This is a genomic window from Janthinobacterium sp. NKUCC06_STL, from assembly GCF_019345455.1.
GTDB lineage: Bacteria > Pseudomonadota > Gammaproteobacteria > Burkholderiales > Burkholderiaceae_D > Janthinobacterium > Janthinobacterium rivuli.
On record NZ_JAHKQY010000007.1, the window covers coordinates 18,441 to 31,845 of the forward strand.

Sequence of the window (13,405 nt, forward strand, 5' to 3'; positions counted from 1 at the left end):
GCTTAGAAGTAGCGCACCCAGGCCTGCTTCGAGGTGCGCTTGTAATTGGCAAACGCGCGGCAAGGGAAATACAGCACGGGCATCAGCGCCAGCGCGATCAGCCAGACTTGCCAGATATGCTCGACGCCATAACGGTTGCCATGGTTGGCGCCCAGCACGGCAGTCAAGGTGATGCCGATGGCCAGCAGCAGATACAGGTGCAGCAGATAGTAAAACATGGGCGCGCCGCCAAAAGTGGCGCAAGCCCGCGTAAACCAGTTATCGACGCTTTCCAGCCAGGCCATGCCCAGCAAGCCCAGGCCCAGGGTGAACAGCAGGAAATCCAGCGAGGGCGGATACTTGGTGAAGTTCAGCACGCTCATCGCCGTGCGCAAGGCCGTGTCGCCCGTCACCCAGGGCAGGGTTTCGCCATAAATATTAAAGCCGCGCAGCACGGCCAGCAGCAGCAAGCTGCCACCGCCCAGCGCCAGCAACAGGTGCCGGCGACCTTCGACGGACAGCCCGCGGGCATACAGCGGTCCGGCCGCATAGCCGAGCACGATCACGCCTATCCATGGCAGCAGCGGATAGCTGACCTTGATTTTCATGGCGCCATCGGCCACCAGATAACCGCGTTGCAGCAGCACCGTCAGCAGATAGTAGCCAAGGCTGCCCTCTTCCGCGTGCAGCCAGGTAAACAAATGCTGGCCGGCGATAATCGCCACGCCCAGCACAAGCAGCACTTTCAACGGCAGCTTGTGCAGCACGGCCAGCGCCATCATGGCCAGGCCGATGACCCAGATCACCTGCAGATACAGGATCGCCGGCGTGAAAGTGCCCATCCAGGCAAAGTTGACGAATACCAGTTCCAGCACCACCAGCAGCAAGCCCCGCTTGAACAAAAAACCGCTGGCACTGCGCGGACCGGCGGCCGGATGCGCGTACAGCCAGGCGGACAAGCCCGTCAAAAAGACAAACATGGGCGCGCACACATGGGCGGCCAGGCGCGTAAAGAATAGTGCCGGGTCGACGTGGGCAGCATTCATCGGGTCGCTGACCTGGTGGTGCAGAAAGAACGTTTCGCGCACATGGTCGAATAGCATGATCAGCATGACGAGGCCACGCATGACGTCGATGACGGCGATGCGGGCGCGCAGGGTGGCGGGGGAAGTCAGGGAAACAGTCATTTATTCATTTTAAATGTAAGGGTATGAGTAGCGTGCGTACCCCAACGGCAGAAACTGGGGTCGGACCCTCAGGGTCCGACCCCGGCACTTTGCCGTTGGGTGGACACATCAAAACCTGTAATGCGCATTCAAAGTCACCGCACGCTCCGCCCCCGGCGCCACCCACAGCTGGCTATACGAACTCGCATAGTAGCTGCGGTTGAACAGGTTTTCCACGTTCAACGCCAGGCGCAGTTTCGCAGTCGGCGAATACGATGCCAGCAGCTTGGCCGTCGTGTAGGCAGGCAGGGTAAAGCTGCTGCTGACGGCCACGTCGCCCAGGCGCTCGCCCACGTATTGCAGGCCGCCACCCACGCTGGCCGTGCCCGTACCCAGCGCGAATTGCTGCGTGGCCAGCAGGTTGGCGCTGTGGCGCGGCACGTTGGCGAAGCGGCTGCCCGTCACGATCGTATTGTCGCCGCGCGTGACGGTGGCGTTGGTGTAGGCATAGGCGCCCGAGACGCGCAAGCCGCGCGCCACTTCGCCCGAGACGTCGAGTTCCAGGCCACGGCTGCCCACCTCGCCCGCCGCGATGGCGAAGTCCGTATTCGCGGGATTGGTCGTCAGCACATTGCTCTTGCGGATGTCGTACACGGCCACGGTGCCCGTCAGCTTGCCCGTTTCCAGCTTCGCGCCCAGCTCATACGAGCGGCTGCGCTCGGCCGGGAAAGCCTGGTTGGCGATGCTGATGCCGCTGTTGGGCCGGAAACCCTTGGCCGCGCTCGCGTACAGCGACCACGCCTGCGACGGCTGGTAGACGAGGCCCGCGCGCGGACTGGTGGCCGACAGCGACTGGCGGTTGCTCACGTGCAGGTGATTGTTCGTCACGTCCTGCGTGTACGTATTGTGGCGCACGCCGACCAGCGCCTTCCATTGCGCGCCCAGGTCGACCTGGTCCTGCGCATACAAGCCGCGCGCCCTTTGTCCTTCCTGCGTGTCGATGGACAGGGCCAGCGGAGCGGCCTTGCCGCCATACACGGGATTGAAAATGTCGATGGCATAGGCGTTGGCGGCCGAGGGATTGCGACGCAGCTGCACCCGGTGGTCATCGAAGTGATAGGCATCGACACCGGCCAGCACCTCGTGCGCCAGCGCGCCCGTTTTGACCTTGCCCAGCACTTCAACGCGTGCCGACACGTCGGTGGCCGAAAAATCGCGGTGGCGGCGCTGGCGGTTCAAGGTGCGGCCATCGGCCAGCAGCTTGCTCGCCTCGGTCGAATAACCGCGCAATTCGCTGTCGCGGTAGGACGCACCCGCCTGCACCGTCCAGTCATCGGACAGCGCGTGGTGAATGAACAGTTGCTGCCCCAGCGACTTGACCGTCATGGGGCTGTCGTCCGGTTCGCCCAGGAAGCGCGACACGGGCACCGCCCCCAGCTTGCCATTCACGGTGACGACGCCGCGGTCGAACGGGGCGCGCTGCCGCACGGCTTCGATTTCATACGACACGGTCGTGTGCTCGCCCGCCAGCCAGAGGAAGGACGGAGAAAACAGGCTGCGTTCGACCTTCACCGTATCGCGAAAGCTGTGCCCCTCTTCATGCGCGGCGTTCAGGCGGTAGGCGATGGTGCCGCTCAACGGTCCCGTCAAGTCGACGGCGGCGCGGCGCGTCTGGAAGCTACCCAGCGATAGATCAGCACTGTATTCAGGCGCGAACTTCGGCTTCTTGGTGGTGATGTTCACCGTGCCGCCCGGCTCGCCCCGGCCGTACAGGGCCGACGCGGGGCCTTTCAGCACTTCCACGGCCTGCGTATTGCCGCCGTCGCGCATGCCGTTGTAGCCGCGGCTGGAACTGAAGCCGTTGACCATATAGTCGGAGCCGAAATTCGGGTCGCCCGTAAAGCCGCGCATGGCGTAGCTGTCCCACAGGCCGCCCAGCGGACTTTGCTTTGCAATACCGCTGGCCAGGTCCAGCGCGCCGGCCAAAGTCGTCACGCCGGCGTCGCGCAGCAGGTCGCCGGTCAGCACGCGCACGCTTTGAGGCAAGTCCATCAGCAAGGCATCCGTCTTGGTGGCGCCCGTGGCGGACAAGCTGCGGTAATGCTGGCGCTCGGCCTTGACGGTGACGACGTCCTGCGCGTCGAGTGTGTCGGCGGCAGGGTCGGCTGCCAGCACCAGGGGCGAGGCGGCGGCCAGCAAAAGCGCCACGTGGCGGCGGTAAAACACGGACATGGGATTCCTGACTATGGACAATTCAATGCAATAGGCTTGCATTATAATTGATAATCAATTCTCATTAAAGCCTTCATCAACAATCTGTGCCAAAAACTCCACGAACACTTGCACCTTCGCCGCGCGCAGCTGGCGCGGATGGAACAGCGCCCACAGGTCCGGCCCCCGCGTACGGAACGCTTGCAGCACGGGCACGAGGCTGCCTTCACGCAGCGGCTGCAACACGGAAACAGACAGCGCCTGCACGATGCCGCAGCCGGCCTGGGCGGCAGCGATCATCGATTCGATATGGTCGAAGGACAAGGCGGCCGGGGGCGTATGCGCATACGCCGCGTCGCCCCCCTCTCCCTTCTCGGCCTGGAACAGCCACGGCCGCACCTGGCGCGCTTTCGGATACACGAAATGCAGGCAGGCAAACTGGTCCAGCTCCTGCGGCGTGCACGGCAGGCCATGCCGGGCGACAAAGGCGGGCGAGGCGCAGCACAGATAATCCATCTTCAGCAGGCTGCGCGCCACCAGCGACGAATCCTGCGGTTCACCGATGCGCAGCATCACGTCGATACCCTCTTCCACCATATCGACCAGGCGATCGCTGACGGTCAGGCGCAGGGCGATGTCGGGATAGGCGGCGATAAAGCGGGGCAAGGCAGGCGCCACCAGATTGCGGCTGATGCTGCTGGGCATGTCCACGCGCAAGCTGCCCGAGGGTTTCCCGGCAGCTTGTTCAAGACTGGACTCCAGCGCCGCCATGTCGGCCAGCAACTGGCGCGCCTGCGCATGGCAGTGCTGGCCTTCCGCCGTCAGCGACATGCTGCGCGTGGTGCGCTGCAAGAGGCGCACGCCAAAGTGTTTTTCCAGTGCCGCCACCTGGTTCGTCACGGACGAGGTCGAGATGCCCAGGCGCTGCGCCGCCTTGCTGAAACCGCCCGCCTCGACCACGGCGCAAAACACCTGCATCGCTTCCAGCCTGTCCATGCATTCCCCTCCTGTTTGACTATGATTATCCACGATATCGAAATAGTGTATGGGGCCGCGCCCCGTTTTTCTTTGCGCCGTCACCGCCTAGACTGGGGCATCAACCACAGGAGAACCCCATGCAAGCCCTCGTCCTCACCAGCTTTGCCGCCCCCATGTCCATCGAAAACCTGCCTGTGCCGCAGCCCGGCCCCGGTCAAGTGCTCGTGCGCATCGCCGCCAGCGGCGTCAATCCGCTCGACACGAAAATCGCCGCTGGCGCCGCCCCGCACGCCCGGCCCCGCCTGCCCGCCATCCTCGGCATCGACGTGGCCGGCACGGTGGCGGCCGTCGGCGATGGCGTGACGACTTTTCACGTTGGCACAACAGTCTATGGCATGGCCGGCGGCATAGCCGGCGTCCAGGGCTCGCTGGCCGAATACGGCGTCTTCGATGCAGCGCTGCTGGCGCCCGTGCCGCCAGCGCTGAGCATGCGTGTAGCGGCCGCCCTGCCCCTCGTCTTCATCACGGCCTGGGAAGGCTTGGTCGACCGCGCCCACGTGAAGGCCGGCGACAGTGTGCTCGTGCATGGCGGCGCGGGCGGCGTGGGCCACATGGCCGTGCAGCTCGCCGTCGCCCTTGGCGCCACAGTGTATGCCACGGGCAGCGCGGCCAGCCGCGATGCCATCGAAGCGCTGGGCGCCCGCTTCATCGATTACCGGACCAGCACGGTGGACGACTACGTGGCCGAACACACGGGCGGCACCGGCTTCGACATCGTCTACGACACGGTGGGCGGCGCCACCCTCGATGCCAGCTTCCAGGCGGCACGCCTCTACGGCGGCCACGTCGTCAGCTGCCTCGGCTGGGGCACGTTCGCCCTGAGCCCGCTGACGGCGCGCGCGGCGACGTACTCGGGCGTGTTCACGCTGCTACCCCTGTTGAACGGTGAGAATCATGCCCGCCACGGCGCCATCCTGCGCGAAGCCAACAAGCTGATCGAGGCGGGCAAACTGCAGGTGCGGCTCGATCCACGCCGTTTTACCTTGTGCACGGCGCACGAAGCGCATGTGGCGCAGATGGACGGCAGCGCGCGCGGCAAGCTGGTGGTGGATGTGCAGGATTGAACGCCGCTTGTTTCCCGCACGCTCAAGCGTTAATATGCAAGCATTAACTTGCATATTAAGGAGCCGGGCATGCGTGAAAATCTGGAAAAACTGCTGGCGCAGGGGCGCGACAATGCCTTGCTGCGCTTTGGCCTGGGAGATGCTTGCCTGAAAGACCATGACGCCGAGCAAGCCGCCTTGCACCTGGCGCAAGCCACCGTGCAGCAGCCCGGCTATTCCGCCGCCTGGAAACTGCTGGGCAAGGCCTTGCATCAGCTGGGCCGCCCGGACGAAGCGCAAGCCGTCTGGACCACGGGCGTGAGCGTGGCCCAGCAGCAAGGCGACTTGCAAGCCGTCAAGGAAATGATGGTATTTCTGAAACGCCTGCACAAACAGCGGCAGGCGGCAGGGTAAAAGGCTTAATGCGCGTGCGCCGCACCTTTGGCTTCGGCTGGTAACGCCACGCCCCGTTCTTTCGCCAGCTTTTTGGCCAGCAAGCCGCCCGCTTCGGCCGCATAGGCGCGGCAGGCGCCGGCGTCGATCAGGGGATTGTCTTGACCGCTGCGCCTGGCTGCCTTGCCCAGCACGTCCGTCGTGCCCGGATGCACGGGGATGATGATGTCGCATGGCAAGGCGGCCACCTTGGCGATGCTCGCTTCGAACGAGGCCGAGATATCGGGCTTGCCACCCTTGCCCGTGTAAGTAAAATCGCCGCTGGAATACGGGTTCAGGCTATCCGCATACACGACGTCCAGGCAGCGCTGGCCTTCGCACGACGTCCACGTCCATGTCGTGCCGCCGGGGGTGTGGCCCGGCGTCATGTGGGCCGTCAAGGACAACGGTCCTACCTTGACGGTATCGCCCTCGCCCACCAGGCTGACCTTGCGCACCTTGGCCACATGCACGACGGGATCGGCCTGGTACTGCGGATCATCCTTGCCGTTGGTGCCGCTTTGCAGCACCGGGGCGGCCGCTGCGCTGGCCATCACGATGGCGCCGCTGGCCCGCTGCAGCGCGGCAATGCCACCCGCGTGGTCCCAATGGGCGTGCGAATTGAGGATGTATTTCACATCCTCGATGCGAAAGCCCAGCGCCTTGATGTTTGCGATGATCAGGGGCGCCGATTGCGGCAGCGCGCCGTCAAGCAGGATATGGCCCTGCGGACTCGTCACCAGCACGGCCGACAAGCCTGCCGTGCCCACATACCAGGTATTGCCAAAGACATTGAACGGCTTGACGGGCGCGTTCCATTCCTTGCAATTATCACAATTCACCGGTTTATCCTGTACAGTCGCCGGCGTCTTCGCCTGCACCGTGCCAGCCGCCATGGTCGCAACCGTAGCCAGCATCAACTTCGCCAATAGTGTCATCTTCATCTCCAGAGTGTAAAAAGATGGGCGCCCGCACTGGCGCGCCCGGGGGGGGGTATCAATGCATGCGACCGGTCCTGTCGGCCAGGGTGTCGCGGATGTGTCCGGCGTCAAGCGAGCGCCGCTGCGCGCCGGCGGCGTCCAGCAGCACCACGGTGACGTGCTTGCCGCCGCTGCGCATGCGCATGGTCAGGCAGCTGCCCGCCTCATGGCTGCTGCCCGTTTTCGACAGCACAATGTCCCAGCCTTTGCCACCGACCAGCGGGTTGGTGTTGTGCAAGGTGCGCAGCTTGCCATTGACGGCCACGCTCGCTTGCGGGTGGCTGGTGATGCGCGCGATGTCCGGATAGCGCGCGGCCGCCGCGACGATCTTCGCCACCTCGCTGGCCGTGGACGTATTCGCGGGCGAACTGCCGACGGGATCCAGCAAGGTGGTGCGCCTCAAGCCCAGGTGGCGGATCTTCGCTTGCAAGGCGTCATTAAAAGCCGCGCTGCCGCCCGGATAGGTGCGCGCCAGCGCGGCGGCGGCGCGGTTTTCGGACGGCAACAGCGCCAGTTGCAACAGCGCGCCGCGCGACACGGCCACGCCATCGGCCAGCAGGCTGCGGCGCTGCAGCGACGCGTCGCCATCGGCGCGCACGATGTGCACTTGCTCTTCCTTATCCTGCGCCGCGTCGAGCACCACCATGGCCGTCATCAGCTTGGTGATCGAGGCGATGGGTACGACGGCGTCCGCGTCTTTCGCCATCAATACCTTGCCGCTGGCGTCATCGAACACCAGCATGTGTTTCGCGCTGACGGGCAAGTCCAGCATGCCGACGGCGGCCTCGGCAAGGATCGCCCCGCTGACTTCGGGCTTGCCCTGCGTCTGCAGCAGCAAGGTGGCACAGGCCAGCAGCAAGGCGGGCACGGCCATCTTCCAGCTGCCGCTGTCCAGGCCGGGCGCCATCAAGCGTTCTATGCGTGTGAGCAATGCCCCGCCCCGGGCCGACATCAGCAAACCGGAATGGTTTGGCGCGGCCGTCTGCAAGGACAGCGCATGCAGCGCCGTGGCCAGTTGCTGCGGGTCTTGCAGCGCTTGCGCGGCCAGGGCATCGGCCACCTGTTCCCGTTCGGCCCGCATGCGCGCCGACAGCCACCAGACGACGGGGTGAAAAAACAGCAGCGCCTCGGCCACGCTTTGCAACAGATTGACCAGGTAATCCCAGCGCCGCACGTGCGCCAGCTCATGCGCCAGCAGCGCTTCGAGCAAGGCGACGGGCATGCCGCTCAGCAAGGCGGCCGGCAGCAGGACGACGGGACGCCAGAAGCCCACGGTGACGGGACTGGCCAGCCCGGCGTGCAGCTTCAGCGGCGGCCGCCCGTGCAGGCCCATGCGCAAAGCCAGCGCATCGAGGCGCGCCTGCCAGATGGCGGGTGCGGCCACCGCCTGGCGGCGCAGCTTGCCGACCCAGGCCAGGCCCAGGCACAGCCGCAAGCTCATCAGGCCAACGCCGGCGCTCCAGGCCAGCACCAGGGCCGGCATCCACGCTTGCAGCACGGCATGCCAGGCGGGCGGCGCGGCCATGGGCAGCTGGACCAGCGCTGTGCCGGACAGGAGCGAGAGCAGGTGGACGGTGGGAATACACAGGCACAACAGCAGCGCCAGCGCGCAAACGGCATAGCGCCAGCGCGCGCTGGCGTGGCGCAACAGCCACAGCAGGACGGCGGACATTGCGCCGACGATCACGCCCTGCCAGACAAAATACAGCAAGACCCAGCCCAGCGCAGGGACCAGCTTGCCCAACTCAATGCCCAAGCCCATGTCCAGGTTCATGGCGCCTTGCCGTCCTTGCTGCGCAGGATCTTTTCAATTTCCAGGCGTTCCGCGTCACTCACGTGCTCGCGCAGCGCCGTCAGCACGAGCGCCTTGCCGGAGCCGGAAAACACCTTGCCGATCAAGTCCTTGAGCAAGCTGGTCTGTAACTTTTCCTGCGCTTCGACGGCCGCATACAGCTGCGGCCGCTGGCTTTCATCGCGGCTCAGCAAGCCCTTGCCATGCATCAGCTGCAGCTGGCGCAGCACGGTGGCGTAACTGGCGTCGCCACGCTCGGCGGCCAGGGCGTCATACACGGCGCGCGCGTCGGACGGACCGCGTTGCCACAGGATGCGCAGCAGGTCCAGTTCGGCGGCTGTGGGATGGGGAGTGGAGGTATTTTTTAACATGCCGCCAGAATACCGATTCTAGAACTCAATGTCTAGAACTTTTTTTCTAGAATGCCTGGCGATGGCCCTAGAACTCGCGCAAGCGGTCGAACAGCTCCAGCAAGGCCGCCTCGTCGACGAGCTCGGCGCCCTGCCCGCCCAATTGCTGCCGCAGCTGCACCAGCAGCTCCGCCAGCACCGTGTAGATTTCCTCGCGCTCGACCGTCTCGATGATGCTGGCGCGCCGCTCGATCTTGTTGAATGCATCGACATAGCCGGTGACCATCGCTTCCAGCGCGGCCGCCGCCGCCGTCGCGTCCATGGCGGCATCGATGCCGCGCGTTACGGCCAGCATGTTCTTGTAGGCCAGCGCCGCCTTTTTCGCATACGCGGGGGAAATATGCTCGCGGCCATCCCAGTCGCGGAAGGGGTTGAGCAGGTTGTCCGCCAGCCATTCCGGCTTGCGCGCCTTGCTCACCGACAAGTCCAGTCCCAGCGCCGCCGCTTTCTTGTAGCCGGCCTTGATGGCCTTGGCCACATCGGCGGGCAGGCTGGTCAGCCACAAGGCCGACAACTGCGGCAATTGCGTGGCCGATGGAAACTCCTCCGCCGTGTAACCGAACAGGTCATAGGCGGTGAACATCCGCAGCTGGCTCAGCTGCGCCAGGCTGGCCATCTGCGACGCCAGCCCCGGTTTGCCCCAGATGCGCAAGGCCGTCAAATGGGGAAAGCGCTGCGCCACCTGCGCCAGATCGACGTCCTTCATGCTGACCAGCGACAGGCCGCCCAGCTGGTCGAGACCGTGGAACGGCGGCAGCGTCTGCGTGCACTGCAGTGTCAGATGGCGGCCATCGGCGCCATCCTTGATGCGCAGCGCCGGCGCTGGCGCGCCGCGCAACGCGAGCAGGCCCAGGCCTTCGTTCAAGACCAGGCTGCTGACGCCATCGGGCTGCAGGATCAAACGGCTCAAGCCGCTACCGCTGAAATCGAGCACATGCACCGTCGATGATTGCCAGTGCAGCTCATTGACGAAGGGATTTCCCTGGATAAACTCCATCAAGGCCTGCGTGCCGTCGGCCGTCTCGATGGACATCAGGCAAGGCAGTTGCTCCAGCTCGGAGATGTCGTCCAGCGCCTGCAAGACGCTGTCATCGATTTTCGTCGCGTCCTGGCGGAAGACCTGGCCGCCGACTGTTACTTCACGCTCGTCCGACGCGGCCTTGAATTGCTGGCGCCGCAGCGGATCGATGCGCTCCCAGTTGCGCTGGCGCAGCACGCTGTCGCCCACGTTCCAGCCGCTGCGGTAGCTGTTGACTTCCACATCGACCAGCGGCGCGATATTGCCAACGAGGGTATGGCCAGGCGGCACGTTCGCCGTGGCATAGCAGTGATCGTGGCGATTATTCCAGAAGAAATAGTCGCACAGCAATGGCCGCATGGCTTGCACGGCCGCCGCATCGGGCAAGGCGTCGCCGGTCCAGTCCAGCTCCAGCACGGCAGCTACCGGCCTGGACGATGACGTATCCTTGATGCGGGTGACCTGGCAAGCCACGTACTGCTGCAGCTCCGTTGAAAACACACTGTAGATATCTCCGACAGTTGCTAGCACTCTAATTTCCTTTTTAAATAGGGAGCTGTCCCGGCAGGGTGGGATGCGCCGTCTTCACGCTAAAATTCGCGCAGTGCATCGAACCGTTGCAGCAGCACCGCCTCATCGGCCAGCGCCACACCCCGTTCCCCCAATTGCCGCACCAGCGGCTCCAACAGGCCCGCCAGCGCCGTGCCGATCTCTTCGCGCTCCACCGTTTCGATTATGCGGGCGCGCCGATCAAGCTGATTGAACACGCCGACATAGGCGTCAATCATCGCACTGAGCACCTCGGCCACGCTGGCGGCGTCCATCGCCGCATCGATCGCGCGGGTGCCGGCCAACAGCTGTTTGTAGGCTTGCGCCGCCTTTTTCGCCTGGGTGGCGGAAATATTCGCACGGCCATCCCAGTCGCGGAAGGGATTGAGCAGGTTTTCAGCCAGCCATTCCGGCTTGCGCGGCTTGCTAATGCGCAGTTTCAGTCCCTGAGCCGCCGCCTGCCTGAAGTTGGCCTTGATGGCCTTGGCCGCGTCGTCCGGCAGGCTGTTCATCGACAAGGTGGCAAGCTGCGGCAATTGAGAGGCGGACGGAATATCGTCGGCGCCGTAGCCGAACAGATTGTCAGCGGTGAACGTCTGCAACTGTTTCAGTTGCGCGATGGCGGGCAGATGGGCAAGCATGCCCGGCTTGCCCCAGATGCGCAACTGCCGCAGCCCGGGAAAGCGCTGCGCCACTGCGGCCAAGTCGAGTTCCCTCACCCCGACCAGCGACAAATCAGCGACCCGGTCGAGACCGGAGAACGGCGGCACGCCTTGCTCGCATTCCAGGGCCAGAAACTGCCCCTCATGGCCATCAACCATGCGTAGCCCTGGTGAAGGCGCCCCGCGCAAGGCCAGGGAATGCAGGACAGGATTGAGCTTCAGGCATGAGACGCCTGTCAGATCCACATTCAGGCGCGCCAGATTGCTCTGGCTGAAATCGGGCTCGCTGACGGTGGACGATTGCCAGCTCAGTTCATGCAGGAAAGGATGCCGGGCAACATACTCCATCAGTTCAAGAGTGCCGTGGCGTGTGGCGAGGCGCATCAGCCGTGGCAGGCGGTCCAGCTCGGACAAGTCGCTGACCGTTTGCAAGATGCTGTCGTCGATCCTGGACGTATATGGCGGCAATAATTGCCCGCCAACCATTACATCCTCGTCACCGACAGGCGCATTGAATTGCCGTTGTCTCGCTTCATCGACAAGCTGGCGCCTGGAAACATATTCATTAAGCACATCGGCAACATTCGCTGGCACTCTGCTTCCTTTCAACAATACCTGACGGTCGAATGTTGAAAGATAGCAAAAATGACAGCGCAGCGTCGTCCTGTTCAGTTCGCGTGCAGCTTGTGGTGCATGCGCCGCAGGCCCAGCCATACGGCCGCGGCCACGAACGGCACCAGGGCGCCGACGAGGATTTCCGGATTCACGGGCAAGCCCATCACCTTGGCCGCCTTGCCCGTGTAGCTGAACAGGCCGATCACGTAGTACGAGATCGCCGCCACGGACAAGCCTTCCACCGCCTGCTGCAGTTGCAACTGCTGTGCGGCGCGGGCGTTCATCGATTGCAGGATTTGCCGGTTTTGCAATTCCTGCACGATGCCCACGCGCGTGCGCAGCAAATCATTCGTGTTGGCAATGCGCTGCGCCATCGCTTCCTGGCGGCTGGCCATCGCTTCGCAGGTGTTCATGGCGGGCGTCAAACGGCGATCCATGAATTCCTCAACCGTCGGGATGCCTTCGATACGCACCTCGCGCAACTCGTCGATGCGCGCCTTGACGAGACCCATGTAGGCTTTCGAGGCGGAAAAACGGTAGCTATTGTCGAGCGACAGCTTTTCAATGCGGGCCGCCAGGCGCGTGATGCGGTCGAGCAAGGCTTGCTCGGAGACACCGTCGTCGCTCTTGGCCAGGCCCGGCGCGTCGTCCGTATCGACCATGGCGGCGGCCAAGGTGGCCAGTTCGTTCTCGATGGCGTTCAACGATGGCGCCGCCTGCATGGCGTAGGGCAAGCCCAGCAAGGCCATCATGCGGTAGGTTTCGATTTCCAACACGCGCTGCACCAATCGGCCCGACTGCTGCGAGCGCATGCCCGCGTCGCGGATGACGAAACGGCTGAAGCCGTCGGACTGTATCGTGAAATCCGTCCACAATTCGCCGCCCTGCAATACTTTGCTGCCGGCCAGGGTATTGCCCTCGAACACGCGCGACAAGCCCTGCATGAAGATCTCGGCAGGCTCTGTCGCCTGCTCCAGCACCACGTGGGCCGCCACCATCAGCTTGCCCTTCAAGCCCGCCAGCCACTGCTGCGGCAACTGTTCCAGCGGCATGCGCTCGAACGCCTGCTCCAGGGGCAAGGCCTGCCCCGGATGCTCGGCAAAGGTGAACGTGGCAAATTCCGTGTGGCATTCCCATTTCAGGCGGAAGCGGCCAAAGTCGTAATAAAAATACTTGGCTTCGGCAGCGGGCGGCGTGACGCCGAAATGCGTGCACAGGGCCGCCAGGGTGGCGTGCTGGGCCGCCATATTCGACGCACCGGGCGCCGCGCTGTCATCCTTGTAGACGGCCAGATGGGTGATCAGCTCGGGGGCGTCGAGCTGCAAAAACGGCCGCGAGTGGATTTCCGCAGCCAGTGGCACGCGCAAGGCGTGGTTCAAACTGGAGTTAATCAAGTGCATGATAGCCAAAGGTAAAGTTGCAAAACTGCTTAGACCCGCGCGCGTGCTGCTGTGCCCGCGGCGGGATCTGATTGTCACAGTGTAACAAAGCAGAATGCATGCCATCCTTT

The 13,405-nt window shown here is 64.1% G+C and carries 11 protein-coding genes; 2 read left to right on the forward strand and 9 right to left on the reverse strand.

From position 1 onward, the window contains the following. Nucleotides 1–2 precede the first annotated feature (2 nt). The 3 genes from KO539_RS20390 to KO539_RS20400 all read right to left on the reverse strand — a co-directional run bounded on the left by KO539_RS20390 (nucleotide 3) and on the right by KO539_RS20400 (nucleotide 4,352). Nucleotides 3–1,166, reverse strand: a complete 1,164-nt coding sequence (locus KO539_RS20390; RefSeq protein ID WP_219311283.1) for a DUF1624 domain-containing protein — start codon at nucleotides 1,164–1,166, stop codon at nucleotides 3–5. 108 nt (nucleotides 1,167–1,274) lie between these two features. Further along, nucleotides 1,275–3,377 carry a TonB-dependent siderophore receptor gene (locus tag KO539_RS20395; protein WP_257626381.1) on the reverse strand — a complete coding sequence of 701 codons (2,103 nt, stop codon included), beginning with the start codon at nucleotides 3,375–3,377 and terminating at the stop codon, nucleotides 1,275–1,277. Between the two features lie 54 nt (nucleotides 3,378–3,431). Further along, entirely contained in the window at nucleotides 3,432–4,352 is a 921-nt protein-coding gene (locus KO539_RS20400) for a LysR family transcriptional regulator (RefSeq protein ID WP_219311285.1), read from the reverse strand. Nucleotides 4,353–4,471: 119 nt separating this feature from the next. On the opposite strand from KO539_RS20400, the gene KO539_RS20405 reads away from it, so the two are divergent. Continuing rightward, complete coding sequence (locus KO539_RS20405) at nucleotides 4,472–5,458, forward strand: zinc-dependent alcohol dehydrogenase family protein (protein ID WP_219311287.1); 987 nt, start codon at nucleotides 4,472–4,474, stop codon at nucleotides 5,456–5,458. A 69-nt stretch (nucleotides 5,459–5,527) separates the two neighbouring features. Then, nucleotides 5,528–5,851, forward strand: coding sequence for a tetratricopeptide repeat protein (locus tag KO539_RS20410; protein WP_219311288.1), 324 nt, complete (start codon nucleotides 5,528–5,530; stop codon nucleotides 5,849–5,851). 5 nt (nucleotides 5,852–5,856) lie between these two features. Here the strand turns inward: KO539_RS20410 and bla are convergent, their stop codons facing one another. From bla to KO539_RS20440, 6 genes are all read right to left on the reverse strand, one after another. Continuing rightward, nucleotides 5,857–6,786, reverse strand: coding sequence for a subclass B3 metallo-beta-lactamase (bla, locus tag KO539_RS20415; protein WP_257626382.1), 930 nt, complete (start codon nucleotides 6,784–6,786; stop codon nucleotides 5,857–5,859). Nucleotides 6,787–6,865: 79 nt separating this feature from the next. Beyond that, nucleotides 6,866–8,623: a M56 family metallopeptidase gene (locus KO539_RS20420; RefSeq protein WP_219311290.1), complete on the reverse strand. Its 1,758-nt coding sequence runs from the start codon at nucleotides 8,621–8,623 to the stop codon at nucleotides 6,866–6,868. Then, complete coding sequence (locus KO539_RS20425; protein ID WP_219311292.1) at nucleotides 8,620–9,012, reverse strand: BlaI/MecI/CopY family transcriptional regulator; 393 nt, start codon at nucleotides 9,010–9,012, stop codon at nucleotides 8,620–8,622. The genes KO539_RS20420 and KO539_RS20425 overlap by 4 nt, the downstream gene beginning before the upstream one ends. Before the next feature lie 67 nt (nucleotides 9,013–9,079). Continuing rightward, entirely contained in the window at nucleotides 9,080–10,600 is a 1,521-nt protein-coding gene (locus KO539_RS20430) for a hypothetical protein (RefSeq protein WP_219311294.1), read from the reverse strand. A 59-nt stretch (nucleotides 10,601–10,659) separates the two neighbouring features. Next, on the reverse strand, nucleotides 10,660–11,994 hold the full coding sequence (locus KO539_RS20435) for a hypothetical protein (RefSeq protein ID WP_219311296.1): 1,335 nt from the start codon (nucleotides 11,992–11,994) through the stop codon (nucleotides 10,660–10,662). Next, a complete protein-coding gene (locus KO539_RS20440; protein ID WP_219311298.1) occupies nucleotides 11,949–13,295 on the reverse strand; it encodes a DUF3422 family protein in 1,347 nt (448 codons plus the stop codon). The genes KO539_RS20435 and KO539_RS20440 overlap by 46 nt, the downstream gene beginning before the upstream one ends. Between the last annotated feature and the right edge of the window lie 110 nt (nucleotides 13,296–13,405).

What these genes read in the sequence shown, in the direction of transcription:
- KO539_RS20440 (WP_219311298.1), bottom strand. Translation starts at nt 13,295, where the DNA reads ATGCACTTGATTAACTCCAGTTTGAACCACGCCTTGCGCGTGCCACTG.
- KO539_RS20395 (WP_257626381.1), bottom strand. Translation starts at nt 3,377, where the DNA reads ATGTCCGTGTTTTACCGCCGCCACGTGGCGCTTTTGCTGGCCGCCGCC.
- KO539_RS20420 (WP_219311290.1), bottom strand. Translation starts at nt 8,623, where the DNA reads ATGAACCTGGACATGGGCTTGGGCATTGAGTTGGGCAAGCTGGTCCCT.
- KO539_RS20405 (WP_219311287.1), top strand. Translation starts at nt 4,472, where the DNA reads ATGCAAGCCCTCGTCCTCACCAGCTTTGCCGCCCCCATGTCCATCGAA.
- KO539_RS20435 (WP_219311296.1), bottom strand. Translation starts at nt 11,994, where the DNA reads ATGGCTGGGCCTGCGGCGCATGCACCACAAGCTGCACGCGAACTGAAC.
- KO539_RS20400 (WP_219311285.1), bottom strand. Translation starts at nt 4,352, where the DNA reads ATGGACAGGCTGGAAGCGATGCAGGTGTTTTGCGCCGTGGTCGAGGCG.
- KO539_RS20390 (WP_219311283.1), bottom strand. Translation starts at nt 1,166, where the DNA reads ATGACTGTTTCCCTGACTTCCCCCGCCACCCTGCGCGCCCGCATCGCC.
- bla (WP_257626382.1), bottom strand. Translation starts at nt 6,786, where the DNA reads ATGCTGGCTACGGTTGCGACCATGGCGGCTGGCACGGTGCAGGCGAAG.
- KO539_RS20410 (WP_219311288.1), top strand. Translation starts at nt 5,528, where the DNA reads ATGCGTGAAAATCTGGAAAAACTGCTGGCGCAGGGGCGCGACAATGCC.
- KO539_RS20425 (WP_219311292.1), bottom strand. Translation starts at nt 9,012, where the DNA reads ATGTTAAAAAATACCTCCACTCCCCATCCCACAGCCGCCGAACTGGAC.